We start from the raw sequence: 26,234 nt of genomic DNA on the forward strand, positions 1-26,234 counted from the left end.
ACATATCGTTAAACAGGAGCAGCAGTGAAACAAAGGAGGCAGCATCAATGGAACTGAATCAAACAAGCATCTGCTACTATGACAAAAGGCTTGCAGGGATTTCCTCCTGCACCGAGTCTTCCGACTCGATCGTTCCGGATACCTTTCCGGACATCGGAAGGGTCATTTGCGCGTATGGAACGGCAGCGGTCAAGGACCGCACACCGCAGAACGGACGTCTGCTGATTTCCGGTGCCGTGCAGACGACCATATTGTACCAGCCGGAAAACGCGGAAGGGCTGCGCAGGCTGTCCGTTCCCATCAGCTTTGCCTATATAGAGGAGTGTGACGGGCTGGATGCGGATGCCGTCTGTTATGTATCGTGCCGTGTTGCGGCGGTGGACGCAGTGCCGGTCAACAGCCGGAAACTGAACGTCAGCGCTCAGCTCTGCTTTGAGGTGGAATGCTATTGCAAGGCTGATTGTCAGGTTACAGAGGGCGTTGAGCTGCCGCAGATACAGATGCTGCGCACGCCCCATACAGTTACCGTTGTACAGCAGGCGCATAGCTGCCCGATTACGATTTTGGAAGACGTGACGCTGCAGGATGCGAACGACCTACAGCTCCTGCATACGGCCTGCACGCTGAAAAGCACGGAATGCCGCGCGATGCGTGGGAAAGTTGTGCTGAAAGGCGAGGCAGTCCTGCAATGCCTTGCGCTGCAGGAGGATGATGCGGTTCGCGTGCTTTCAAACAGCACGCCGTTTACGCAGATATTGGAGATCCCAGACCTGGAAGAGAGCGATCCGGTATCGGTCCGTTTGGCGGCGCACGAGGTCGACTGCCGTTTGGAGTCGGATGGGCTGCTTTCGTATACGATATCGGCGGAGGCCGCTTTCACGGTGCGCGGCACCAAAAGCATCCAGCAGATCGACGACATGTATATCCCTGGGAAAACGTTGCAGATCCAAGAGGAAAAGGCGGCGCTCCATTCTATGCCGCCGCTGACGCCGTTTGCCGCGGAGGTGAATGAAACACTGCAGACCGCGCAGCATGTGTCCCATATCATACACGCCGGCGCTGTCTGCTGCGGGGCGAAGAGAAATACCACGACCAATACGCTGCAGCTCACGGTGGCGGTGCAGGTTTTATATCTGAACGATGAACAGCAGCTTTCTGCGTTGCAGCGCACGCTGCCCTTGACCGCCTCCTGTACCGCTATGGGCGAGCTGTCCCAGATCGAACTGAATGCCCGCGCCGCAGCAGCAGGCGAAACCGGACTGCTTCTATCAGTGGCGGTATCCGGTATGGCAGCGCTGGAGGAGCGCTGCGTGTTCCGCAATATCACCGCATTAGAGGAAAGTGAAGCCCCAAAAAACAACGATGGTGTTACATTGGTGCTGCGTTACATCGATCAGGAGCAGGCGCTTTGGGAAGTAGCCAAAAGCTGCGGCACGACCATGGAAGCAATCCGACGGGCAAATGATTTACCGCCGGATGCGGTCAGCGCGTCGAAAACCATGCTCCTGATTCCGATACAGGCTTGAAAGGCAGGGATATTATGGAAAATCAAATTTATAATCAAATCAGCGCCCGCACCGGCGGCGATATTTATATCGGCGTGGTCGGACCGGTACGCACCGGCAAATCGACGCTGATTAAGCGTTTTATGGAGACCATGGTCCTGCCGGGCATGGATAACGTCTATAAACGCGAACGCGCGCGCGATGAACTGCCGCAATCGGGTACCGGACGGACGATCATGACCGCGGAACCGAAATTCGTTCCGGAGGAGGCGGCGGAGATCGCCCTTCCGGACGGAGGCTCCTGTCGGGTCCGCCTGGTAGACTGCGTCGGTTATCTGGTCGATGGCGCGCTGGGCAGCATGGAGGACGACGCGCCGCGCATGGTATCCACACCGTGGCGGGAGGAACCGATGACGCTGGCTGAGGCGGCCGAGGTCGGCACGCATAAGGTGATCGGAGAGCATTCGACGATCGGCCTTGTCGTTACGACCGACGGAAGCTTTACAGAGATACCGAGGGAAAGCTATGAACCGGCTGAGCGGCGGGTGATCGAGGAGCTGACCCAGATGGGCAAGCCGTTTGTCGTTTTGGTGAATTCCGCTGACCCGCGCGGTGAAACAGCGCAGACAGTCTGCAGTACGCTCAGGGAGCGGTACCAGGTTGAACCGGTCGCAGTCAACTGCATGGAACTGGACGACAAGGGGATCGCGGATATCCTGCAGCAGGTGCTGTATGAATTTCCGGTGAAAGAGATCGGATTTGTTCTGCCGAGATATATCGGCGCCCTGCCTGACGGACACCCCGTACAATCCAGCGTTTACCGCTCCATCCGCTCCTCGGCGCGTGCAGGACAGAGGATGCGCGATGTCCGCGCCATGTGCGGGGCGATTGCGGAAAATGATTATATCGGAAGGGTGGATATCGACCAGCTCGCGTTGGGTACCGGCGCGGCGCGCCTTAAGGTGGATATTCCGGAAAGCGTGTTCTACAGTATCGTTGGGGAACAGACCGGTATCCATATTGGGGATGCGGCCGACCTGATTTCCGTACTCGATGATTTCTCCAAGGTCAAGCAGCAGTATGAGCGTCTGCGAGGTGCGCTGGATCAGGTATATCAGACCGGCTATGGAATTGTCATGCCGTCGGTTGACGAGCTTTCCCTGGAGGCACCGGAGATCGTCCGGCAGGGAGGGCGGTACGGCGTCCGTCTGCGTGCGTCCGCCCCCTCGATCCATCTGATGCGCGCCAATATCAAAGCCGAGGTCAACCCAATCGTAGGAACGGAGAAACAGTCCGAAGAATTGGTGCATTATCTGCTCAGTGAATTTGAAGAGCAGCCGGAAAAAATCTGGGACACCAATATTTTCGGGAAATCCCTCAACGAGCTGGTGCGGGAGGAATTATCGCATAAGCTCAGCCGCATGCCGGATGATGCACGCGGGAAAATACGGGAAACGCTGGAAAAAATCATTAACGAAAGCGCAGGCGGTTTGATCTGCATTATCCTGTAAGTCATGTTGGAAAAAGCGCGCCCTCTCCTGAGGGCGCGCTTTTTCTGTCAAACCCCTTATAAGGCAGGGCGGAAGCCTTGCCAATCGCTATATATTGTGTTATGATAAATCCGTATGAATATCGACACCTTGGAGGGAGTTTGTTGGACAAGCATGTTTTTGTCATCAATGGCAGCGGAGGCGTTGGGAAAGACACTGTCTGCGTGGCGGCGGCCCGATTTTGGAAAGCGGAAAACATCTCGTCAATCACTCCGATCCTGGATGTCGCGTACGCGGCCGGATGGGACGGACGGAAAACGCCGGAAGCGCGCCGCTTCCTGTCCCGCTTAAAAGAGGTATGCACGGAATTCAACGATCTGCCGTTCTCCTATTGTATGGAGCGGTACCACCGCTTTCTGCAGGGAGACGCCCAAATCCTGTTTGTCCATATTCGGGAGCCGGAGGAAATCGACCGATTCCGGTCGGCTGTTGGGGAAAGCTGCTCCACAATTCTGGTGCGGCGCCCTGCCTTGGAGCAGGCGCGCGGCGCTTTGGGAAACCGTTCGGATGACGGCGTACTGGAATATTCCTACGATGGTGTTTTCCAGAATGACGGCGACTTGGACGGCCTGCCTGAAAAGGTGCATGATTTTTTTCGTGCCTTTTTCGGGAGATAAGCGCGCATTTTTATTACAGTTTGGTTGAATCGGTTGACAATCCCGTGCGGGACACGGTATAGTGAAGCGTACCAATAACCGGCCTGGTACGGTTAATGCCCATCAGGATAGAGAACAGAAAGGAATACGAGTATGAGCGAAGAAAAAAAGCAGCAGAACATGCCGGTCCAGAAAGGCGGCGCACACGTCGCCAAAAGCGGCTCCAACGTATCCACGGTTTCCGCGCAGGGGGGAAGCGCGGGGGCTGACAGCGAGGCGTCGGGCATGCCGAAACGCAACAAATATGCCGATAAAATGAATCAGAAAAAGAGCAGGCTCAACAAAGGCGTGCGCATTGGCATCGGCGTTGCGGTGGTGGTGCTTCTGATCGCACTGGGCATCTTCCTTGTTCTGAAGTCCCGCAATGCGGGGACGGAGGAAACGGTTACGCAAACAGCGACCGCCAGCCGGGGCATGCTGGAAACCTACATAGAGGGAAGCGGCAGCACCGCCGCCAAAAAGCGCGAGGAGCTTGGCAGAGATTTGAAGGGAACGGTCAGCGAGGTTCTGGTAGAGGTAGGGGATGAGGTCAAAAAAGGGGACAAGCTTGTTGTCGTCAACCCGACCGAAACCCGCAAGGAGCTGGAAACTGCAGAGGATGAGCTGGCAGACGCACGCCGTGGTGTCACTGATGCGCAGGCCGAGGTGACCAAGGCGCAGAACGCGGTCAGCACGGCCCAGAAGCGGATCGGCAAGCTGGCAATCACCGCGCCGTTTACCGGAAAGATTATTCCGGTCACTGACTCGGAGGGTAAAAGCACGACCTACCATGTCGGGCAGCAGCTCAGCGAAGGGGAGATCGTCGGCTATATGGTCGACGACAGCAAAATGAAGCTTTCGCTGTATTTCAGCGCGGCGTATGCGAACGATATCAAAAGCGGACAGACTGCGACGGTTTCTGTTCCGTCCGCGATGAGTTCGGTCTCGGGTACGGTTTCCGCGGTCGAAAGCGCGCAGAAGGTTTCTGCAGAAGGCGTCAAGCTGTTCCGTGTCGTCATTTCCATGGATAATCCCGGAACGCTCACCAAGGACATGATGGCGACCGCGACGATATCCACCAGCTCCGCGGGAGAGGTTTATCCGGCTGAATCCGGAACGCTGGAATACAGCCGCGAGGAAGCGGTGACCGTGCAGACCGGCGGTGAGATCAAAACGCTCAACGGTCTGGATTACTACAGCTACAGCAGCGGCGCCACGATTATGACCTTAACGAGCGACAGCGCACAGGACGAACTGAAAAATGCGCAGAATACCGTGGTGACCGCACGCAACGGCGTGACAAACGCGCAGAAGCAGGTCCAGGCAAAGCAGGAGCGGATCACGGAGCTGAAAAAGCTGATCGCGGATTCCACCATCAAATCGCCGATCGACGGCGTGGTCGTCAGCCTGAACGCGTATACGGAGCAGGATGTCGGCGGCACCGAGCCGCTCGTCGTGGTCGCGGACCTGAACGATATCATTGTAAACGCGGATATCATGTCCACCGACGTTTCCGCCGTACAGCCCGGCCAGCCCGCGGTGATGACCATGTATACAAACGACGGCACGCTGACGCTGACCGGTACCGTGGAGTCGATCGCGCTGGAACCGACTCAGAACAACAATGGCGGCCAGGGCAGCATGGCGACGTTCCCCGCTGTAATTGCCATTGATCCGATTGAGGGACAGTCCATTTCCATCGGCATGGGCGTGGAATATCAGATCACGACCGCATCCTCCTCAGATTGTCTGATGGTCCCATCCTCCGCGATCGTATACGCCGAAGAAGGCGCAGCGGTTTTTGCCAAGCCGCTGGTTGATGAAAACGGCGAGGAGATTCCGTTCAGCGAAACGCTGCCTATTCCGGAGGGGACGGAGGGCATCCCGCCCGAATTCCAGCTCGTTCCGGTTGAAACGGGTATTTCCGATTCCTCCAATACCGAGATCCTGTGGGGGATCGAGGAAGGGACGACGGTGTATCTGTCCGGCCCGCAGGACCTGTACGCTGAAATGGGTATGGGCGTAGCCGTAGGCTAAAGGAGGGCGCGATGTTTGGAAAGAACAAACCGCCCATTGCCGAGCAGCAGACGGATTATTCTTCCGACCTGCTGATCGATGTGCGGCAGATGAGCAAGATTTATAATGAAGGCAAGGAGAACGAAGTACGTGCGCTTGATAATATATCCCTGACCGTGCCGTGGGGGGAGTTCCTTTGCATCCTTGGGCAGTCCGGCTCGGGAAAATCCACGCTGATGAATATTCTGGGCTGCCTGGATATTCCGACCTATGGGACCTATTACCTGAACGGCCAGGCGGTCAGCGACATGAAGCCCTCTGTACTTTCCGGTATCCGCAACCGTGAGATCGGATTCATCTTCCAGGGCTTCAACCTGATTCCCGCGTTGACAGCGCTGGAAAACGTGGAGCTGCCGCTGATCTACCGCGGCCTTGGACGGGAGGAGCGACACCAGCTCGCGGTGGATGCGCTGACATCGGTAGGGCTGGAAAAACGCATGTCACACCGTCCGGGGGAAATGTCCGGCGGCCAGCAGCAGCGTGTTGCGATTGCGCGGGCTGTTGCGGCAAAGCCGCCGATCATCATGGCGGACGAGCCAACCGGCAATCTGGATTCCGCCTCCGGTCTGGATATCATGCAGAAGCTTACCGCGCTCAACGAGCAGGGTACGTCCATTATCCTTATCACGCACGATAACCATTTGGCGCAGATGGCGCGGCGAATCGTAACGATTCAGGACGGCCGCATCATTTCCGACGAAGCGGGAAAGGGAGGGCTTGACGAATGAACTGGCTCCAAACCGTACGCATGGCGTTCAAGTCCATCCTGAACAATAAGGTCCGCTCTATCCTGACCATGCTGGGCATCATTATCGGCGTGGCCTCGGTCATCGCAATCGTGTCCTCCATTCAGGGTACGAGTAAGTTGCAGCGCCTGCAATACGAAGCAATGGGTGTCAACCGTATCGATGTATTCGGTTACGGCGGACGCAGCAAGGACTGGAAGGATTTCGAGGAATATCTGGATACCGAGCTGGCGGACAAGGTTTCCGCCTGGTCGCCGCAGATCCAATACTATGACTGGCAGAGCGACGGCGTCCAATACCGGACGAAAAAGCTTTCCAACGATTCCGATAACAACGGCTGGACTAATATGTATTTCGGCAACGAGCATTACGGAGAGGTGAGCAACCTCACAATTTCAGCCGGACGCGACCTGTCCAAAGCGGATTGCGATAACCGCGCAAAGGTCTGCGTTATTGGCGAAACGCTACGCAAATACTTTTTCGGTGCTATGAGTCCGATTGGTCAGGAACTGCGTATCGGTGGCAAAAGCTTTGAAATCGTCGGTGTGTACAAGGGGAAATTCAGCGGCAAGCTCAATACGCAGGATCAGATGCTGGTTATGCCATATACCCTGCAAAGCTCCATGATGAGTACAAGCTATTTCGACAGCAAAAATTATATTATCAAAGCAGCCGCCACCGAGGATATCGCAGAGCTTACCGAAACGCTGCTTCCGGAGTATATGCAGAGCCGGTGCGAATCCTTTTCCGCCTACTCAGACAGCCAGTATCAGGAGCAGCAGGAGGCGTCTTCCAACCTGCTCGCGCTGCTTGGCGGCGGTGTGGCGGGCATTTCGCTTCTGGTCGGCGGCATCGGCATTATGAATATCATGCTGGTTTCTGTTACGGAGCGCACGCGCGAAATCGGTATTCGTATGGCGATCGGTGCGCGGAAACGCGATATTATCGGTCAGTTTCTGGTGGAGGCGGCTGTCGTATCCTGTTGCGGCGGCGTGATCGGTATTATCGTCGGCTGTTTCCTGTCGGCCATATTGGGCAATTTCATGGTCGCGCGGCAGATGGCGCAGAACACCTATCTACCATCGATCGAGCACTTTACGGTACTGCCGTCGATTGGTCTGATTCTGGGGGCGTTCCTGTTCTCTGCATTGCTCGGCATTATATTCGGCCTGTATCCGGCCAACAAGGCATCCAACCTGCAGCCGGTTGACGCGCTGCGCACCCAGTAAAGAAAGGAAAAGGTAGGAATGAAAAAAAGATTACTCAGCCTGTGTCTGGCATTTCTTTTTGCGATCACCCCTGCTTCGGCATCGTTTACCGACATCACGGACAGCAAGCTTTCGCAGACCGTCTCCGTCTTGGACGCGTTAGGGATCATGCAGGGGGTGGGGGGAAACCGGTTTGATCCAAATAGCGCGCTGACAAGAGCGCAGTTCTGTAAGCTGGCGGTGACCGCGCTGGGCGTTTCCGATGTAAGCGCCTATGGCAGCTATACGATCTTTCCGGACGTTAAAAGCTCACATTGGGCCGCGCAATATATCAATGCCGCAGTGCGCCATCCTGATCTGAAAGAATACTCCATTATCCGCGGCTATGCGGACGGCACCTTTGGTCCGGACAAGACTGTTAACTTCGGAGAAGTCTGCACCATGCTGCTGCGTATGCTGGGCTATACGGAGGCCGACATCGGCCCGTTTTGGCCGGCGGACTATATCGCCCGCGCGCAGTCCCTCGGCCTGACGGAAAACGTATCGCTTACCAACGCCACAGCGGCCGTGAAGCGCGGCGATGCGGCGACCCTGCTACTCAATACGCTGGGGACAGAACTGAAAGGCGATAACTCCGGCATGCTGCTGAATAAGATATCCTCTTCTACCATTGAAAACTGTATTTTGCTGGCGACCAGCGAAACGGATTCCTCGCTGGCACCCAATGAAGCGATTTTCTATGAAAACGGCTCTCTGAATGAGTCCCCGCGCAAGACCGCGGGTACGCTGGACAAAAGCCTGATCGGCGTTTACGGAACGATCGTGATCGGCAAGGAAGGGGATAAGGTCGCGGTAGGCGTCGTTCCCAACAATAATAAGATCGAGAGCTACACTGTAACGAGCGCGGCGGCCGACAGTATCTCGACCAGCACGCAGACCCTCCGCCCCAACCGAGACACAGATCTCTATGTTGCACGGGAGAAAAAGCTGGATAAGTTTTCAAATATGTGGGCGGGGATTCAACATGGCGACACCCTGACGCTCTACTACGACGAGTATGGCGCGCTGCAGCTGATGGCGGTCCTGCCGTCCGCGACCTCGTCCAGCGACACCTCTTTCGTTTACGGCCTTGCGACCTCCGTCAATATTCCGGAGGGATATCAGATCATCAAGAACGGCGCGGTGATCGACCGCTCCAGGATTAAAAAATACGATGTGGTTACGCTCGATCCCGCAAATCGCCAGGCGGTCGTTTCGGATGCCAAGATCAGCGGATGCTACACTAAGGGCGAGCCGTCTTTCGCCTATCCACAGACGGTAGAGCTGTTCGGCGGGCAGTCCTATTCGATCTCCGACCGCGCGGCTGCCTCGTTCGAGGATATCAAGCTCAAGGATTATATCACGCTGCTGTTCAGCGAAGCGGGCGATGTCATCGCCGCCTATCCGAAAAACATGGTCAGCGCGGACATGCAGGGGATCGTTACCGCAGTAGATGGGAAAAAGGTGACGGTCGTACTGACCAATGGGTTGACCCTGCATATCCAGGCCGAAGCGGAGAGCCTGGACGAACTGATGGGCCGCTTGGTTTCGGTCGGACAGTCCTCTAACGGTTCGGCGTATCTGACAAAAAGAGCGCTTACCGGCAGGGTATCCGGAAACTGGTCGATTGCAGATGGCAAGATCGGAAATTCCGTGGTATCGCCCAAGGTTCGGATTTATGAAGAGGTTGCGCCGGGCGCGCCCTTGTCAGCAATCGCCCAGTCGGATATCGATCTGGCTTCGGTGTCGTCCAGTCAGATCCGTTATACGGTGATCGACAACGCGGGTACTGTAACCAACATTATTTTAGGCGACGTAACCGGCGATAGCTGGATTTATGGTATCGGCTCCGGCTCCAGCCGCGGCGAGGATGACAACAAGGAATACTATGCCGGTATCAAGTATTGGGACGGCTCAAAAACCGTATCCGAGGAATATCGGGTAGACGCTCTGCCGGGCGGCTTGAACGGGAGTGCGATCGGCATACCAAAGGGGTATAAAAACGGGAGCAGCGCTGTGAACCGCTCGTTCTCAACGCTTCCGCTCAAACTGGTCGATACGGTATCGGTTTCCGCGTTTGACGGGGCTACCGGCGTTCGGACCAGGGACGGGTATTACAATCTGACGGATGATATCGGTGTTTATGTATCCGACCGCAGGGAATTTATTTCCCTGCAAAATGCAAAAGGCAATTATACGAATTTCCGCCTGTACGCAAATAAAAATGCGGAGGATGGCGGGAAAATCCGCATGATTATCGCATCTTAGGAGGCTAAAGGTCATCACTTTATAGCCGGTTAGCATCCCGTTTCAAAGCTGGATAAAAAGGCTCCGCCACATTGGCGGAGCCTTTTCCGATAGACGGTTATTTTTTACGATTGTACAGTTCTGCCACAATTCCAATAATAATGGATAGCAGATAGATACCGCCCCAAATCGCCCAGCCGTAATGGCCGTGTCCATACGGCGCTCCCGCAGGATTAGGGCCAAACACAATGCCGGCGAGCAAACCGAGTGCAAAGGCAATCAGCGTGACAAATGAAAACCGATGCTTGCCGAAAAGAGAAGGGACAGCAGAAATTGCCATTGCAATCCAGAACAGATTGCTGCTGAGCAGCCAGCCATAAAGGTAACTATTGCTTCCGGATAGTTTTGCAGATACCAGCCAACCAAGCAGGCTGACATTGGACCGGTCGCACCAGATTAAACGGCCAATCAGATAGACCGTGAGATACGCGCAGACAACGATCAAGGCCGAAACCAGGTTCTCTTTCCGTCTCTTCCTTTTGTCTGCTCGTTTCCTCTCGTCTTCCATCCTGAAAAGAGTATAAAACTGTTCAACAGCAGATGAATTGGCAGCATTTCCTGTATCGAGCAGCATATCGACTGTTGTGCCGAATAGCTCTGCTAATTTGAACAGGTTCTCTGTGTTAGGGGCTGACTGGTCTGCTTCCCATTTGGTGACGGCCTGACGGCTTACGCCGATCAGATCAGCGACCTTCTCCTGTGACATTCCCGTATTTTGCCTGCAGGCTTTGATCCTTTCTCCCACTGTCATAGAAAACACCTCTTTTCAATCAAGAGTATACCGGAAATTATTGTTTTTGGCTACAACTATATGGCAACTGGCGGTTGCATCGCAAATTTTTTGGGGGAGTGTTGTTGCTTTAATAAATGCCCCTATAGGTCGTCAGCTTTGGCGGTTTTTGTTGACATTAGGCTGGGAAAGCGGTATAATATACGCGATAGAAAATGCGATGACGAAACGAGTTTTCCAACGGAGTGATCCAAAGAGAGAGGGATCTGGTGCAACCCCTTGTTCAGTCCGGAAAACGGCCACTTCCGAGCAGCCTGTAAAAAACAGGCCGGTCAGGTTCCCGATATCGAACCGCTGAGATGCGTTTTACAGCGCAGATCAGGGTGGTACCGTGGAAGCATGCTTTCGCCCCTGACAGGATTGGGCGGAGGCTTTTTTTATTTGTCATATTAAATTTTGGAGGATAAATGTTATGCAGTACAGAGGCTTGAACGAGCTGCGCGAAATGTATCTGAAGTTTTTTGAAACCAAGGGACATCTGCGCTTGCCGAGCTTTTCGCTCATTCCGCAGAACGACCCGTCGCTTCTGCTGATCAATTCCGGTATGGCGCCGATGAAGCCCTTTTTTACCGGCGAGCAGGAGCCGCCGCGCCATCGTGTGACGACCTGCCAGAAGTGCATTCGAACAGGCGATATTGAGAACGTCGGCAAGACTGCGCGGCACGGCACGTTTTTTGAAATGTTAGGCAATTTCTCTTTTGGCGATTATTTCAAAAAAGAAGCGATTGCCTGGAGCTGGGAATTCCTGACCAGTCCGGAGTGGGTCGGCATTGATCCGGAGCTTTTGTATCCGTCCATCTATGTGGATGATGACGAGGCGTTTGAAATCTGGAACAAGGATATCGGCATTCCGGCGGAGCGGATTTTCCGCTTCGGCAAGGAAGACAATTTCTGGGAGCATGGCTCCGGCCCGTGCGGTCCCTGCTCGGAAATCTACTACGACCGCGGACCAGAGTTCGGCTGCGGCAAGCCCGGCTGCACGGTCGGCTGTGACTGCGACCGGTATATGGAGGTTTGGAACAATGTATTTTCCCAGTTCGATAATGACGGACAGGGGAATTACACCGAATTAAAGCAGAAGAATATCGATACCGGCATGGGGCTGGAACGCTTGGCTTGCGTGGTGCAGGGGGTAGGTTCCCTGTTTGACGTGGATACCGTGCGGAATATCACCAATAAGGTATCCGAGATCGCTGGGAAGCATTATGGGGAAAGCGAGAAAACTGATATTTCCCTCCGTGTGGTCACCGACCATATTCGCTCGACCGTTATGATGATCTGCGACGGTGTTATCCCCTCCAACGAGGGGCGCGGCTATGTGCTGCGGCGCCTGCTGCGGCGGGCAGCGCGCCATGGCAAGCTGCTCGGTATCGACCGGCCGTTCCTGTCCGAGGTGGCGACCACTGTTATTGAGGAATCCGGCGGCGCTTATTCGGAGTTGGTCGAAAAACAGAAATATATCCACAAGGTAATTGAAAACGAGGAGGCAAGCTTCAACAAAACCATTGACAGCGGCCTGTCTATTCTGAACGAACGCATTGCGGCGGCAAACAGCAAGGAATTGCCCGCAGCGGACGCATTCCAGCTTTATGACACCTATGGCTTCCCGATCGATCTGACGCTTGAGATTCTGGAAGAACAGGGGATGACCACCGACCGCGCGGAATTTGACCGCCTGATGAACGAGCAGCGCGAGCGCGCCCGCGAGGACCGAAAAAAAATGGGCGACCTTGGCTGGCAGAGCGAGGATCTTGGCTTGGACAAGGCGATCAAAACCCGTTTTGACGGTTATGAAACACTGGGAGAAAGCGCCAAGGTGCTGGCGATCGTCAATGAGGGCGAACCGTCCGGAGCGGCGGCAAAGGGCGAAAAGATTACGGCCGTGCTCGATCATACGCCGTTTTATGCGGAAATGGGCGGTCAGATCGGCGACCACGGCGTACTAATCGGCAAAAACGGCGTGATGACCGTGTCTGACGTGCAGAAGACCAAGGACGGCAAGTATATGCACATCGGTACAGTTACCGAGGGCGCGCTCTCCGTGGACGACGAGGTGGAGGCCAAGGTGGACGCGGAATACCGTCAGGCGATCTGCCGTGCGCATACCTCGACTCATCTGCTCCAAAAAGCGCTTCGCAAGGTGCTGGGCGATCATGTGGAGCAGGCAGGCTCCTACACTGCAAACGATCACCTGCGTTTTGATTTTACGCATTTCGCGGCATTGACAGCGGACGAACTGCAGCAGGTGGAGACGCTGGTCAATGACGCGATCCTTGCCGGCTATCCGGTGGTCACGGAAGAAATGTCCATTGACGAGGCGAAGAAAAAGGGCGCGATGGCGCTGTTCGGTGAAAAGTATGGCGCGGTTGTGCGTGTTGTTCAGGCCGGCGATTCGATTGAGCTTTGCGGCGGTACGCATTTGGATAACACAGCTAAGGCGGGTATGTTCAAAATTATTGGAGAAGCTTCCGTTGCGGCCGGTGTACGCCGCATTGAAGCCGTGACCGGCAGAGCGGTGCTGGATTTCCTCAATGAGCGCCAGCATATATTGAACGAAACCGCAGCCGCGCTCAAAACTTCCCCGAACGAGTTGGCGGCCAAGGTAGAACAGACCATGGCTGACCTGCGCACGATGGCCAAAAAGCTGGAAAAGCTCAACGGAAAGCTTGCCTCGATGCAGATGGTCGACCTGTTCAACGTATCGCGTGATGTCAAGGGCGTCAACGTGGTCGCAACCAAGCTGGAAGACGCTTCAGCGGATGTGCTGCGTACGATGGGCGACGGTATTAAGGAAAAAGCGCCGAACATGGTCGCTGTACTGTCCTCGGTCAACGACGGCAAGGTAAGCTTGCTGTGCGTCTGCGGCGCGGAAGCGGTCAAAAAGGGAGCGCATGCGGGTAAGATTGTCAAGGAAGTCGCCAAGATCGTTGGCGGCGGCGGCGGCGGGCGTCCGGACAGTGCAACTGCGGGCGGAAAGCAGCCAGAAAAACTGGAGGAAGCGCTCGAAGCGGTCAATAACATTGTTGACGCGCTGTTGTAAAGTCGGTATACTGGTATCAGAAAGGAGAGGTCGTCATGAGCGATTGTCTGTTCTGTAAAATTATTTCCGGGGATATCCCTTCCAAAAAGGTCTATGAGGACGAGCTGTGCTATGCCTTTTATGATATCGATCCCCAGGCGCCGACGCATTTCCTCGTGACTCCCAAGCAGCACATCCGCTCCGCTGCGGAGGTGGATGATTCCAACAGCGCGGTAGTTGCCCACTGTTTTGAGGTGATCGCAAAAGTCGCGAAGGAACAGGGCATGGAAAGCTTCCGCATCGTATCCAATATCGGAGAACAGGCAGGGCAAAGCGTGTTCCACCTGCACTTCCATGTGCTTTCCGGCCGCGATATGACTTGGCCGCCGGGCTGATACAGCAGTTGCAAAGAAGTGGCACGACCGTGCCACTTCTTTTTTGAAACAGAAAAGCCGGAAGGGGATTTTTATGCTGGAGCGTCCGCTGATTTATTTGGTGCCGGCAATTGCGGCGGCTCTTTTCTGCGCGGTTTGCCTTGACTGGGCTCCCAGTCCGATGGTTTCGCTGCTTTTGCTAGCCGTGTTTTTGCTGCTCGCCGGTATATTCATCTACCGGAACAAGGCGTTTGCGCTGTTTGGCATGCTGGCCGCAGCGCATCTGGCTTTCTGCGGCTTCTCGATTTATAACCTGTATATTGTCGAGCCAATCCGGCATCTGAATGGACAAAGCCTGGATATCCAGGCTGTTTTGTTGGAAGATCCAGACGTTTATGAGGACAGCCAGCGTGCTCTGCTTTCCGTCACCCATAACGGAGAGGTGGAGCAGACGTTCCGTACCTTTTGCTACCTTCCGCTGACCGATACCCCGCTCTATGCAGGGGATCATATTGTGGTCAACGTTGGATTTTATTTGCCGGGCACTGCCGAGGGATTTGACCGTGCGGTATATCAGGCATCTAACCGCTGTTTTATTGCGTCCTCTTATAACCAAACGGAGGAAGACACGCCCGTCCGGTTTGAGATGACCGGTACCGAACGGGACACGCCGCGCTTTCTGCCGCAGCGGATTGCCCGCTACTGCAAGCAGGCGATTGCGGGCGCACTTCCGGAGCGGCCGGCGGGTCTGCTCACAGCACTTTTATTGGGCGACAAATCTGGGATCAGCGATGCGGATGCTCTGGCACTCCGCATCGCTGGACTGAGCCATCTTGTCGCGGTTTCCGGTCTGCATATCGGTTTTTTGGTGGCGTTTTGCTCGTTGTTAGGCCGCAGGATCGGTACGCTGGTTTCGATTCCGTTCATCCTTTTATTTGTGCCGATCGCCGGAGCGAGCCCGTCCGTAATCCGTGCAGCGGTCATGTATTTGGTCACGGCCGGCGCTTTTCTGCTGCGCAAAGAAGCAAGCAGTCTGAATTCCCTGTTTTTAGCACTCGCGCTTTTGCTCATCCTCAATCCTTACGCAATCGCAAGTCTCAGTTTGCAGCTTTCATTTAGCGCCACACTGGGGCTGATCCTGTTGGCCGGCAAAATGCAGCGGCGGATGATGAAGCCGTTCCGGCCTTTTCCGAAAATGGTGTACCGCATCCTGTCCGTAGTTGTCGGATCGGTCTCTTGCACGGTATGTGCGACGATTTTTACCACACCGATTATCCTCAGCGCTTTCGGTTATGTCTCCGTTCTGTCGCTACTCAGCAATCTTTTGGTCGTCGGCGTGACTGCCGTATGTTTTATCGGCGGTTTTCTGGTTTGCCTGACATCGGTGTTCTTCCCATTTTTAGCAACGCTGTTCGCAAAAGCGATCACTCCATTGCTGACCTATATCCTCGATATCTGCAACTGGATTGCAGGCCTGCCGTTCGGCCTGATTAACTGGGCGGACAGCTTTGGTATTGCCGCGCTTGTTTTGTCCTTAGCTGGAATTTTAGCATGGCTGCTTGCAGGCGCTCATATCAAATGGCGCTATGTTTTGCCTGTTTTCTGCCTTGTGCTGTTTGGCATCACGGCTTCGGGCGCATATTATAACCGGCAGCACTACTCCGTGACCTATCTTCCGTGTGGTAGCGGGCAGGCAATCATTGTATCCGACGCTGTTGGCAACATGACGCTTATCGATTGCGCGGGGGACGGAGGATATCGTAATGCTGCGGCATCCGTGCGGGAATGGATGCAGTGGAACGGCTTCCGGCAGGTTGACACACTGGTTTTGACTGCGGTGGATAAGGGGCATGCCCGCGATCTACCTGAACTGCTGCAGCATACGTCGGTCGAACAAATCTTGATTCCGAACGGCTGCAAAGAGACGCAGCACAACAAAGAGTTATTGCAATTGGTTGCGGAGGCGGATGCGGAGATCGTAGAGGATACGGTGCAGTTGGACGCCGCCGCGCCGGTCACGGTTTTTCCTGTCTGTGACGGTAAGCTTGGCGTGCAGATTGGCGGTTATGTTTTAGTGCTGCACAGTCCTACGCAAAAACAGCTTGCGGCATTCTTTGAAACCGAGTCGTATTCCGCACCGGATATTGTACTCTCACAACGGAATATGGAGGATACCGTGCTGCTGCGTCAGCTTATATCAGATACAAACGCGCAGCGGATCATTTTGCAGTCCAGCACAGGGGACGTGCTGCATAAATTTGAGGGAACGCCGATTGAAAGCCCATATTTCACCGGCGAACTGCAGGAACGCTACAAAAAGGAGGGATAGCGCATGGCTGTACCCAGAAAGAACGCGAATAACGGCAAGGCAAAGCTGATCCACGATCTGAAAGAGTGTTCCTTTGCGCCTTTATACATCATAACTGGTGACGAGGACTATATGAAAGCGCATTACCTGCGCCAACTCAAGGAAAAGGTAGTGGATGCTGCCTTTGCAGATTTTAATCTGCTGGAATATGAGGGGAAAGGCCTGACTCCGGAGCAGCTTACCGAGGCGATCGACAGTTATCCGGCCATGTCGGAGAAAAAGTTGATTATTATTACCGACTTTGACCTTTCCAAGCCGCCGGCCGGATTTGGTGATTTACTGCCCGAGATGCTCAGCGATCTGCCGGACTATGTATGCTTGGTGTTTTATTATGACATTTTGGAGGGCAAGCTCGATAAACGGACAAAGCTCTATAAAACGCTTGAGAAAACCGCCTGCATCGCGGAATGCAGCCGTTTGGAGGAGAATGAGCTGGTTGCATGGATTGAGCGGCGGGTCCGGTCGCTTGGTTGCACGATTACCTCGGATAACGCTTCATACCTGATATTCCTGTGCGGAAATTCGATGACCAATCTGGCCGGCGAAATCGATAAGGCGGCCGCGCATACGACAACAGGGGAGATCCGCAAATATAATATCGACGCGGTATGCTCGCCGGTTCTGGACGCGGTTATTTTCGATCTGACGGATGCGATCACGGCGGGTAAATTCGACAGGGCGGTTTCTCTGGTAGGCGAGCTGATTGCGCAAAAAAACAATGAGGTTATGATTTTCACGACCATTACGCGCCACATTCAGCGTCTATACGGCGCTAAGCTGTGTGAGAGCGCAAGGGGAGGGGAGCGGCTGCTGATGGAGCTGATCGGCTCCAAATCGCCGTACTATGCCCGACAGATACAGAATGCCGCGCGCCGCGTTTCACTCGACTGGCTGCGACAGGCGGCGTCTCTTTGCGCGCAGACGGATACCGCGCTGAAAGGGAGCGCTGTCGACCGGCAGAAGCAGATCGAGCTGACCCTGCTTGCGCTTGCATCCGCGCAGAAGGGGGAGCGTGCATGATCCGTATTCGGGAAGCGATCCTTGTAGAGGGACGATATGATATCAATACGCTCAAACAGGTGGTGGATACCGTTGTATTAGAGACCGGCGGCTTCCGTATCTTCCATGACAAGGACCGGCTGAAGCTGCTGCGGCGTATCGCGCAGGCACGCGGGTTGATTGTCCTGACGGATAGCGATGGAGCGGGCTTTGTGATCCGGAATTATCTGAAAGGCGTACTGCCTCGGGATCGCATCAAGCAGGCGTATGTACCGGATGTTTGGGGAAAGGAAAAACGCAAGCGGCACGCTTCCAAAGAGGGCAAACTCGGCGTCGAAGGAATGCGGCCGGATATTCTGTGCGACGCGCTGCGCAGGGCTGGTGCGACCTTTCTGGATGGGGAGGCGCAAAAAGGGAGGGATACCTCCGATAGCCCGATCACGAAAGCGGATTTCTATACATGGGGACTGACCGGTCGGACTGACAGTGCGGCGCGGCGGCAGCGGCTCCTGCAGGAGCTGGCGCTGCCCGCGCATATGACGGCCAACGCACTGCTGGAATTTATCAATGCAGTCGGAACACGGCAGGAAATTGAGGCCATCCTGCAGCATTTTTCTGAAAACCATTGACAAAACCATCCTAATTGACCTATAATAAAAGCGTAAATTAAATCAGTTCTGTTTCAGGGCGGAGTGAAAGTCTCCACCGGCAGTATACAGGGCGTCGTTCCTGATAGTCTGCGAGCCGCAAGGCATGATGGGTGTGAATCCCAACCGACGGTTATAGTCCGGATGAAAGAAACAGGTGTATCTCGGTACGTCTGCACGCCCTTGGAGATTTCCAAGGGCTTTTTATTTACCCAACCAAACAGAACTCCTTACAAAGGAGACAGAACCATGACAAAAGCAAGCAAGATCACCTATACCGCCGTATTTGCGGCAATCGCTACCGTTCTTATGTATTTTGAATTCCCGATCCCGTTTATGCCGCCGTTTCTCAAAGTGGACCTTTCCGGAGCGGTGGTCCTGATCGGCGCGTTTATTTTTGGAATTGGCCCGGCGATTACCATGATCGGTATCAAGGATCTGATCCATTTAACACAGAGCCAAACGGCCGGTTCGGGAGAATTGGCGGATTTTCTGATGCTTTCCACCCTGGTGATTGTTGCTGTGTTGCTTTATCGCATGCACAAAAGCCGTAAATTTGCGGTTATCGGCTGCGCCGTCGGCGCGGTGGCCATGGCCTGCATGGGGATGCTGACCAACTATTTTCTCATTATTCCGTTTTATGTGAACGGAATGGGGTGGAATCTGGATGCGATATTCCAGATGTGCGCTGCGGTCAATCCTGCGATTGATGGGATGAGTGCATACTTGTTGTTTGGCATATTGCCGTTCAATCTGATTAAGGGTGTAATTTTGACGGTGATTACGATGCTGGCTTACAAAAAGCTTAGCGTATTTATTAAATCCAAACAGATTGACCTGCATCATAAAAGCCAGCAGGTGGGCTGAACCAAAAAGCGCGGAGGGGAGAGGACCTGCCGCGCTTTTTTTAATAAATAAAGAAAAAAAGGAGTCCCAGTAATGAAAAGAAAACGGATATTGTCCGCTGTCCTGATGTGCGCGGTCGGCGTGGGGATATGCGGCCTATATTGCGGATTGACGCCACGTCGCTATACGGTGTCAACGCCCAAACTCAACGCAGAGGAAAGGCTGCGCATCGTCATGCTTTCCGACCTGCACAGCTATGTTTACGGAAATGACCAGACACCGCTTCTTCGCAGGGTGAAGGAGCTGCAGCCGGATATTATCGCACTATGCGGCGATATTGTTGACGATAAACAACCGCAGGACGGCGCAAAGCTGCTGCTAAAACAGATTACAGAAATCGCGCCATGCTATTATGTATCCGGCAATCATGAATATTGGAGCAGTGAGCCGGAGCAGATATTCCGGATGATAGAGTCCTATGGAATACACGTCTTACATAATGAACGGGAGCGTATAACAGTGGACGGCCGAGAATATGTGATCTGCGGTGTGGATGATCCGGCAGCCTATGGCGACCGCGTGCCAAGCTCATATGGGAATGCAGCGTCCTACCGGAAAGCGCTGCAAAGTTTTGACGACCTGTTCAAGGATGATGCGTTTCATATCCTGCTGGCGCACCGTCCGGAATATATAGAGGAATACGCTGCGCATCCGTTTGATTTAACGCTTTGCGGTCATGCACACGGCGGCCAATGGAGAATCCCGTATATCATGAATGGTCTGATTGCGCCCAATCAAGGCTTTTTTCCGGAATACGCCGGTGGCCAGTATCAAATTGGTGCTATGACGGAAATTGTGGGACGCGGCCTGGTATTGGATTGGAAGCCCCGTGTTTTTAATCCGCCGGAGATTGTCGTCGTTGATATCGCTCCCCAATAGAGAGGGTGCTTTCTAAAAAGAAGATATATATAATTATACAAAAGAAAAGTTTTGTATAATTGAGGGGGTGAAAAAGAAGCGCATCATGAATAATGCGCTTCCAAATATTCGACTACTGCGGCGACCGCATCCAGGTCATTCTCTCGGACATGGATGTCTGCCGCCTGTAATATCCCATCGTCCGCATTTGCTGGTGCAAAACCCAGATATGCTGCGTGGATCATATCCTCATCATTATAGCTGTCTCCAACGGCGAATATCCGGTCGTGCGGTATTCCGCAGTTTTGTGCGATCGTTTCCAGGGCGGTTCCTTTGTTGACGCCCTGCGCCGTAACCTCCCAAAATGAAGGCATACTTGATGCCATGCAAAACCGATCCTGATATGGCTTCAAAAACGCCTTTACCTGATTCATAAGCGCGGGATCGCCTGTAAAATTGATTTTGCACCAATTTGTAGTATCCGGAAGACGGTTCGGAGAAACCGTCTCGAAATCCAAATGCAGGGTGCGCATATGCTGTTCGGTTACTTCACTTGACTGGCATACCAGGATACGGTCGCCAATAAAAATTTCGCAACCTATTTGTGAAAATTCTAACAAAGTTGTCTGAATCAATTCCTTTGTTTCCACCGGCATGCCGGCGCAGCGCATTACCTGATGCTGTTCGTTTAAAATCAACGACCCGTTGAGAAGGCTGTACGGTGCATTAAACGGAAGCTGCGGCAGGTAGCTGCGGATTGCCCCGGGCGCGCGCCCAGTGGCTAAGGAAAAGCGTCCTCCCTCCTCCGTAAAATACCGCAGTGCGCGTTCATTCCGTTCTGATATCCGTCGGCTGCTGTCAAGTAAGGTGCCATCCATATCACAGGCCAGCAGCATTCCCTCAAATTTATTCATTCCATCTTCTCCAGTTTTGCAATAATATCCGTAAAATAGTCAGGGAGCGGTGCAGAAAAGCACATGACTTCCTCTGTTCGCGGATGCTGTAAGGTAAGGCGCGCGGCATGCAGGCATTGTCCGCCGATATGAGCGAAACGGTCTTTGGCAAGGCCGTACAGCGGATCGCCGATAATCGGATGCCCGACCGACGCCATATGCACGCGGATCTGATGCGTCCGTCCGGTTTCGAGCTGAAAGGCCATATGGGAATAACTGCGGAAACGATGCAACACCTTATAATGGGTCACGGCGTTCCGTCCGCCTTCCATCACAGCCATTTTTTTGCGATCGGTTTTATGGCGTGCAATCGGCTTATCGATGGTCCCGCTGTCCAGTTTAGGGGATCCGACGACGATTGCTTCGTACCCACGAAACGCGGTATGCGCCGCAATCTGTGCCGCGAGGCTTTGATGTGCGGTGTCGTTTTTGGCCACAACCAGCAACCCGCTGGTATCCTTATCGATCCGGTGTACAATGCCGGGACGCAGTTCGCCATTGATACCCGACAGGCTGGTCCCGCAATGGAACATCAGTGCGTTTACCAGAGTGCCGGACCAGTTTCCGGCAGCGGGATGAACGACCATCCCGCGCGGTTTGTTGACGACAATGATGTCTGAATCCTCATATATAATATCCAGCGGGATATCCTCGGGACTCAGGTCTACCTCCCGCACTTCCGGAAGCTGGACCAGGATATCCTCTCCACCCGACAGCTTATAATTCTTTTTTACAGCCTTGCCCGCAATGGTGACAGCCTGTTCCGCAAGCAGGTTCTGCACTGTAGAGCGGGTCAAGCCTGGAATCTGTTCCGCCAAATAGCTGTCGATCCGCTGACCGGATTCCGTATCCGGTACGGATAACCGAAAGTTATTCTTCATGCGCCTGCTCCGAAATTGTCTGTTCGTCCTCTTCTGTGAGCTTTGCAGCTTCTTTCGGCGGCTGTTCTTCTTTCTCTTTGTGCTGGAACATGACATACAGGACGAAAAGCACGCCGCCCGTGCAAATAAAGATGTCCGCGACATTGAATACTGGAAAATGGATCAGACGAAAATCGAATAAATCCACGACAAAACCGTGTATCACACGGTCGATCGCATTACCCACCGCACCTGCGGCAATCAGGACCAGGGACCATTGTCCAAGCTGCGTCTGCATTACTTTTTTTTGCAGCAGAACCAGAATGACCACGGTGATAACGCAAGCCAGCGCAACAAAGATCCATCGGGAATCAAACTGGGAGAACAGGCTGAATGCGGCGCCTCGATTCTCTACATAGGTCAGATGGAATACGTCGCCAATAATCGGTAGGGTGCGCAGATCTTTCAGTTCATTCAGCGCCCAAGATTTAACAAGCTGGTCAATTTCGACCATAATCAGTGCCGCGAAGACAAATAATGGCATACATATTGACTCCTATCATAAAAAGGGAACAGAAAATTCTGTTCCCCTTTCGCTTTCATTTAGCCGACAACCTCGGCGCAGCGCGCGCACAAGGCGGGATGCTTCGCGTTGGCCCCGACTGACTGGGACTGCTTCCAGCAACGCAGGCACTTCTCACCCGCAGCGCGGCCGACTGCAATCTTCAGTCCAGGGAGGTATTCGCTCACCATGCCGCTTCCCTCACCCGCGACAACAGCAAGCTCGGAAACAATGCACAGATCAGCCAAATCCTGGCCGCAGCCAATGAGGAAGGCCGCCGTATCCTGGTTTGCATACACAGTGACATTGGCCTCCAGCGGCTTGCCAATGACTTTTTCATTCCGAGCGCCTTCGAGCGCCTTGTTGACATCATCGCGGAATGCGGTTAGCTTGTTCCACTTTTCACAATCCTCCTCGCTGAACGCCAAGGAATCGTCTACAGCAGGCATTTCATTGTACGCTACGTTGCGGATGTCGTCCTCCTCTGTGTGCGGCATAGCCTGCCAGATTTCGTCCGCAGTGAAGCACAGGATCGGGGAAAGCATGCGCACCAGCGCGCTGAGGATATTATACATTGCGGTCTGGGCCGAACGGCGGCTCAGGCCCGTCGTATCATCACAATACAGGCGGTCCTTGATCACGTCCAGATAGAAATTGGACATATCAACAACGCAGAACTTATGGATTGTATGGAATACCGTGTGGAACTCATAGGAATCGTATCCCTCGCGAACCTTGGCAACCAGTTCGTTCAGTTTCATCAGCGCCCACTTGTCAAGCTCCGGCAATTCCGTATACGCAATCTTATCAGTCTGGGGATTAAAGTCAAACAGATTGCCCAAGATATAACGCGCTGTATTGCGGATCTTCAGGTAATTCTGTGACAAATGCCCCAGCATGTCCTTGGAAATACGCATATCCTGCCGGTAATCCGAGGATGCAACCCACAGGCGCATTACATCCGCGCCGTACTGTGCCAGAATATCATCCGGCGAAATGCCGTTGCCGCGCGATTTGGACATTTTCTGCCGTTCCTCGTCCACGATCATACCGTGGGTGATAACCGTCCTATAGGGCGCTTTGCCCTGCGTGGCAATCGACGTCAGCATGGAAGATTGGAACCAGCCGCGGTACTGGTCGTTGCCCTCCAGATATACATCCACCGGTGTCGCCTGATGCTCGCGGTTTTCAATGACTGCGCGCCAGGATGAGCCGGAGTCAAACCAGACATCCATAGTATCGGTTTCTTTTTCAAAATCGCTGCAGCCGCACTCGCATTTGATATTCGATGGAAGAATTTCAGATGCCTGCATATCGAACCAGGCGTTCGATCCCTTGTCACGGAACAGGTCCGCAACAAGCTGAATCGTCCGCTCGTTCACCAGCGGCTTGCCACATTTTTTGCAGGTGAAGATCGGGATCGGCACGCCCCATACGCGCTGGCGGGAAATACACCAATCCGAACGTTCGCGGATCATGGAAGTCATGCGCTCTTCGCCCCAGGCCGGAATCCATTTGATCTGCTCGCATGCCTTGACAGCATCATCCTTGAGTGCATCCACTGAACAGAACCACTGCTCGGTCGTACGGAAAATGATCGGGTTCTTGCAGCGCCAGCAGTGCGGATAGCTGTGTACGATCTCTTCGATTGCCAGCAGCGCGCCGCAGGACTTGAGATCTTCCAAGATGACCGGCGTGGACTTTTCATAATACAGATTTGCGTATTTGCCCGCGTCGGCGGTCGTCATCCCCTTGCCATCAACCGGTACGATGATCGGAATATCGTACTTCTGGCAGACAATGAAGTCATCCGCGCCGAAGCCGGGCGCGGTATGAACGCAGCCAGTACCGGCGTCCAGTGTAACATGGTTACCGCAAATCACAAGACTCTCGCGATCCATGATCGGGTGCTTGGTGCGCATCAGCTCCAAATCGGAGCCCAGCAGCGTACCCAGCACTTCCCAGGAATCAATCCTGGCTGCTTTCATAACGGCTTCGACCAGTTCCTTGGCGAGCACATAAATATCGCCTGACGGAACCTTGACCAGATCATATTCAAACACCGGATTGACCGAGATCGCAAGGTTGCCCGGCAACGTCCAGGTGGTTGTGGTCCAGATCACAAAATAGACATTTTCCAGCCCGCCGGTAATGGAGGCGATTTTGCCGCCCTTGTCATCCGTTACATGAAACTTGACATAAATCGAGGAACAGGGCTCATCCTGATATTCGATTTCCGCTTCAGCCAGCGCAGTCTCATCGTGCGGACACCAGTAGACCGGCTTCATGCCCTTGTAGATGTACCCGCGCTTTGCCATCTCGCCGAAAATCTCAATCTGGGCGGCTTCGTAATCATGTGTCAGCGTCAGGTATGGACGCTCCCAGTCGCCGATTACGCCCAGACGCTTGAACTGCGTCCGCTGCGTGTTCACATGGTTATGCGCAAATTCCTCGCATTTGGAACGGAATTCCGCAGTGGAAACCTTATCACGGTCCATGCCGTATGCCTTGATTGCCTGTCGCTCGATCGGAAGACCGTGCGTATCCCAGCCCGGGATATACGGCGCCTGATACCCCATCATATTGCGGGAGCGCACAATAAAATCCTTTAAGATCTTATTGAGCGCATGGCCCATATGCAAATTGCCATTGGCATAAGGAGGGCCGTCGTGCAGCACAAAAAGCGGCTTGCCTTTGTTCTTTTTCATCATCTCATGATAGATGTCCTGCTTTTCCCAGCCCTCTAAAAAGCCAGGTTCGCGCTTCGGCAAGCCGGCGCGCATCGGGAAATCGGTTTTGGGAAGATTGATCGTCTTATTGTAATCCTGCTGCATGTTGCAGTGTCAGTCCTTTCGCTTTTACTTTACTTCTTTCGGATCGTAATCCGCGCCAAATTTCAGCTCGCCAAAGTCAAATTTGCGTGTCGCATCCGCGATCGGCGCATCAGCCTTTTCCAGCGGAGCCGCTTCCGCACTGGATGGCGCCGCAGCAGCCTGCGGTGCTTTTTCCGATGCCTGCTCGGCTGACGCCGGCTGCGGACGGACTAACTTCTCCCCCTTCGCCAGCTCTACAAGCGCCTTGGCCTGCGCCTGATAAACAGCGGAAACGCGCGCTATGAACTCGATGGTGTTCTTTTTTGCAGCCTCGAGCTTCTGCTCCTCAAGCTGTATCTCGTCCTGCGTGCTTTTCACCTTGTTTTCGGTTTCATTTTTGGCGACGGAAACGATTTCCTCCGCTTCCTTTTTCGCCTTGTCAATCGTATCCTGCGCTATGGTCTGCGCGCTCATCAGCGCCCGGCGCATGCCGTCCTCCACACCGCGGTACTCCTCTATTTTATCGACGAGCACTTTCATTTTCGCTTTGAGTGCAGCGTTTTCCTTTTGCATGGAGGCGAATTCTTCGGCGACCCGCTCTAAGAACGTATCGACTGATTTCATGTCGTATCCGCCGAAAACCGCTTTTTCAAAACCAATTTCCTGAATTTCCTGCACCGTCATATAGTTTTCCTCCGTTATATTCTATATCCGCCGTTTTACGGGAAAATGGCCGGGCTTTGCCCGACCACTTCGCTTTCCCCATAAATTACAAGCTGTAAAGCAGCATCAAAACCAACTCAAGGGTAAAAAAAGCGAGCAAAAAAGCAATGTCAATCGGAACGTTTCGCAACGACCGGACCCCGTCCAGCAAATGGCGGAACGGTAATACCAGCGGTTCTGTGACCGTATAAAGGAATTCATATATCTTTGAATCCCTGCCCTGAGCGAACCAAGACATAATTGCCCGCGCGAAAAGCAAAAATTCCAAACATCGAACGATCGACGTGACAAAATTC

21 protein-coding genes and 1 riboswitch are annotated in these 26,234 nt (G+C 53.8%); of the genes, 14 read left to right on the forward strand and 7 right to left on the reverse strand.

The features are described 5' to 3' along the window. The first annotated feature begins 47 nt into the window (after positions 1–47). The 7 genes from RX717_RS07750 (at position 48) to RX717_RS07780 (ending at position 10,027) form a co-directional block, all read left to right on the forward strand. Positions 48–1,526: a DUF3794 domain-containing protein gene (locus RX717_RS07750; protein WP_054325972.1), complete on the forward strand. Its 1,479-nt coding sequence runs from the start codon at positions 48–50 to the stop codon at positions 1,524–1,526. 14 nt (positions 1,527–1,540) lie between these two features. Continuing rightward, positions 1,541–3,016 carry a stage IV sporulation protein A gene (gene spoIVA, locus RX717_RS07755; RefSeq protein WP_107630516.1) on the forward strand — a complete coding sequence of 492 codons (1,476 nt, stop codon included), beginning with the start codon at positions 1,541–1,543 and terminating at the stop codon, positions 3,014–3,016. Between the two features lie 143 nt (positions 3,017–3,159). After that, positions 3,160–3,672, forward strand: a complete 513-nt coding sequence (locus RX717_RS07760) for a hypothetical protein (RefSeq protein ID WP_107630515.1) — start codon at positions 3,160–3,162, stop codon at positions 3,670–3,672. A 132-nt stretch (positions 3,673–3,804) separates the two neighbouring features. Further along, complete coding sequence (locus RX717_RS07765; protein WP_107630514.1) at positions 3,805–5,727, forward strand: HlyD family efflux transporter periplasmic adaptor subunit; 1,923 nt, start codon at positions 3,805–3,807, stop codon at positions 5,725–5,727. Between the two features lie 11 nt (positions 5,728–5,738). Continuing rightward, positions 5,739–6,494 (forward strand): ABC transporter ATP-binding protein, encoded by a 756-nt coding sequence (locus RX717_RS07770; RefSeq protein WP_107630513.1) that lies wholly within the window; start codon positions 5,739–5,741, stop codon positions 6,492–6,494. Further along, the gene (locus tag RX717_RS07775; RefSeq protein WP_054325968.1) at positions 6,491–7,741 is read left to right on the forward strand and encodes an ABC transporter permease; all 1,251 of its coding nucleotides are present in this window, start codon (positions 6,491–6,493) and stop codon (positions 7,739–7,741) included. Before RX717_RS07770 ends, RX717_RS07775 begins: the two co-directional genes overlap by 4 nt. Positions 7,742–7,759: 18 nt before the next feature. After that, positions 7,760–10,027: an S-layer homology domain-containing protein gene (locus RX717_RS07780; protein ID WP_107630512.1), complete on the forward strand. Its 2,268-nt coding sequence runs from the start codon at positions 7,760–7,762 to the stop codon at positions 10,025–10,027. Between the two features lie 97 nt (positions 10,028–10,124). Here the strand turns inward: RX717_RS07780 and RX717_RS07785 are convergent, their stop codons facing one another. Further along, the gene (locus RX717_RS07785; protein WP_107630511.1) at positions 10,125–10,817 is read right to left on the reverse strand and encodes a helix-turn-helix domain-containing protein; all 693 of its coding nucleotides are present in this window, start codon (positions 10,815–10,817) and stop codon (positions 10,125–10,127) included. Between the two features lie 451 nt (positions 10,818–11,268). On the opposite strand from RX717_RS07785, the gene alaS reads away from it, so the two are divergent. The 7 genes from alaS to RX717_RS07820 all read left to right on the forward strand — a co-directional run bounded on the left by alaS (position 11,269) and on the right by RX717_RS07820 (position 20,048). Beyond that, positions 11,269–13,896 carry an alanine--tRNA ligase gene (alaS, locus tag RX717_RS07790; protein WP_316960649.1) on the forward strand — a complete coding sequence of 876 codons (2,628 nt, stop codon included), beginning with the start codon at positions 11,269–11,271 and terminating at the stop codon, positions 13,894–13,896. Positions 13,897–13,931: 35 nt separating this feature from the next. Then, positions 13,932–14,270: a histidine triad nucleotide-binding protein gene (locus RX717_RS07795; RefSeq protein ID WP_107630509.1), complete on the forward strand. Its 339-nt coding sequence runs from the start codon at positions 13,932–13,934 to the stop codon at positions 14,268–14,270. A 73-nt stretch (positions 14,271–14,343) separates the two neighbouring features. Beyond that, positions 14,344–16,578, forward strand: coding sequence for a ComEC/Rec2 family competence protein (locus tag RX717_RS07800; RefSeq protein WP_107630508.1), 2,235 nt, complete (start codon positions 14,344–14,346; stop codon positions 16,576–16,578). Between the two features lie 3 nt (positions 16,579–16,581). Next, complete coding sequence (gene holA / locus RX717_RS07805; protein ID WP_107630507.1) at positions 16,582–17,637, forward strand: DNA polymerase III subunit delta; 1,056 nt, start codon at positions 16,582–16,584, stop codon at positions 17,635–17,637. Further along, positions 17,634–18,245, forward strand: coding sequence for a toprim domain-containing protein (locus tag RX717_RS07810; protein ID WP_107630506.1), 612 nt, complete (start codon positions 17,634–17,636; stop codon positions 18,243–18,245). Before holA ends, RX717_RS07810 begins: the two co-directional genes overlap by 4 nt. Before the next feature lie 45 nt (positions 18,246–18,290). Beyond that, a riboswitch (FMN riboswitch) is annotated at positions 18,291–18,423 on the forward strand. A gap of 89 nt (positions 18,424–18,512) precedes the next feature. Continuing rightward, entirely contained in the window at positions 18,513–19,130 is a 618-nt protein-coding gene (locus RX717_RS07815; protein ID WP_054325960.1) for an ECF transporter S component, read from the forward strand. Between the two features lie 72 nt (positions 19,131–19,202). After that, positions 19,203–20,048 carry a metallophosphoesterase gene (locus tag RX717_RS07820; protein WP_107630505.1) on the forward strand — a complete coding sequence of 282 codons (846 nt, stop codon included), beginning with the start codon at positions 19,203–19,205 and terminating at the stop codon, positions 20,046–20,048. Between the two features lie 83 nt (positions 20,049–20,131). Here the strand turns inward: RX717_RS07820 and RX717_RS07825 are convergent, their stop codons facing one another. From RX717_RS07825 to RX717_RS16005, 6 genes are all read right to left on the reverse strand, one after another. Further along, positions 20,132–20,941, reverse strand: a complete 810-nt coding sequence (locus tag RX717_RS07825; RefSeq protein ID WP_107630504.1) for an HAD family hydrolase — start codon at positions 20,939–20,941, stop codon at positions 20,132–20,134. Beyond that, positions 20,938–21,861 (reverse strand): RluA family pseudouridine synthase, encoded by a 924-nt coding sequence (locus tag RX717_RS07830; protein ID WP_107630503.1) that lies wholly within the window; start codon positions 21,859–21,861, stop codon positions 20,938–20,940. The genes RX717_RS07825 and RX717_RS07830 overlap by 4 nt, the downstream gene beginning before the upstream one ends. After that, the gene (gene lspA / locus RX717_RS07835) at positions 21,851–22,384 is read right to left on the reverse strand and encodes a signal peptidase II (protein ID WP_107630502.1); all 534 of its coding nucleotides are present in this window, start codon (positions 22,382–22,384) and stop codon (positions 21,851–21,853) included. The genes RX717_RS07830 and lspA overlap by 11 nt, the downstream gene beginning before the upstream one ends. Positions 22,385–22,443: 59 nt before the next feature. Further along, positions 22,444–25,236: an isoleucine--tRNA ligase gene (ileS, locus tag RX717_RS07840; protein WP_107630501.1), complete on the reverse strand. Its 2,793-nt coding sequence runs from the start codon at positions 25,234–25,236 to the stop codon at positions 22,444–22,446. A 24-nt stretch (positions 25,237–25,260) separates the two neighbouring features. Continuing rightward, positions 25,261–25,899: a DivIVA domain-containing protein gene (locus RX717_RS07845; RefSeq protein WP_054325953.1), complete on the reverse strand. Its 639-nt coding sequence runs from the start codon at positions 25,897–25,899 to the stop codon at positions 25,261–25,263. Between the two features lie 85 nt (positions 25,900–25,984). Next, positions 25,985–26,176 carry a YggT family protein gene (locus tag RX717_RS16005; protein ID WP_147573684.1) on the reverse strand — a complete coding sequence of 64 codons (192 nt, stop codon included), beginning with the start codon at positions 26,174–26,176 and terminating at the stop codon, positions 25,985–25,987. Positions 26,177–26,234 lie beyond the last annotated feature (58 nt).

Origin of the sequence: Intestinibacillus sp. NTUH-41-i26, from assembly GCF_032769475.1 — a bacterium.
In the GTDB taxonomy this organism is placed as follows: domain Bacteria; phylum Bacillota; class Clostridia; order Oscillospirales; family Butyricicoccaceae; genus Agathobaculum; species Agathobaculum ammoniilyticum.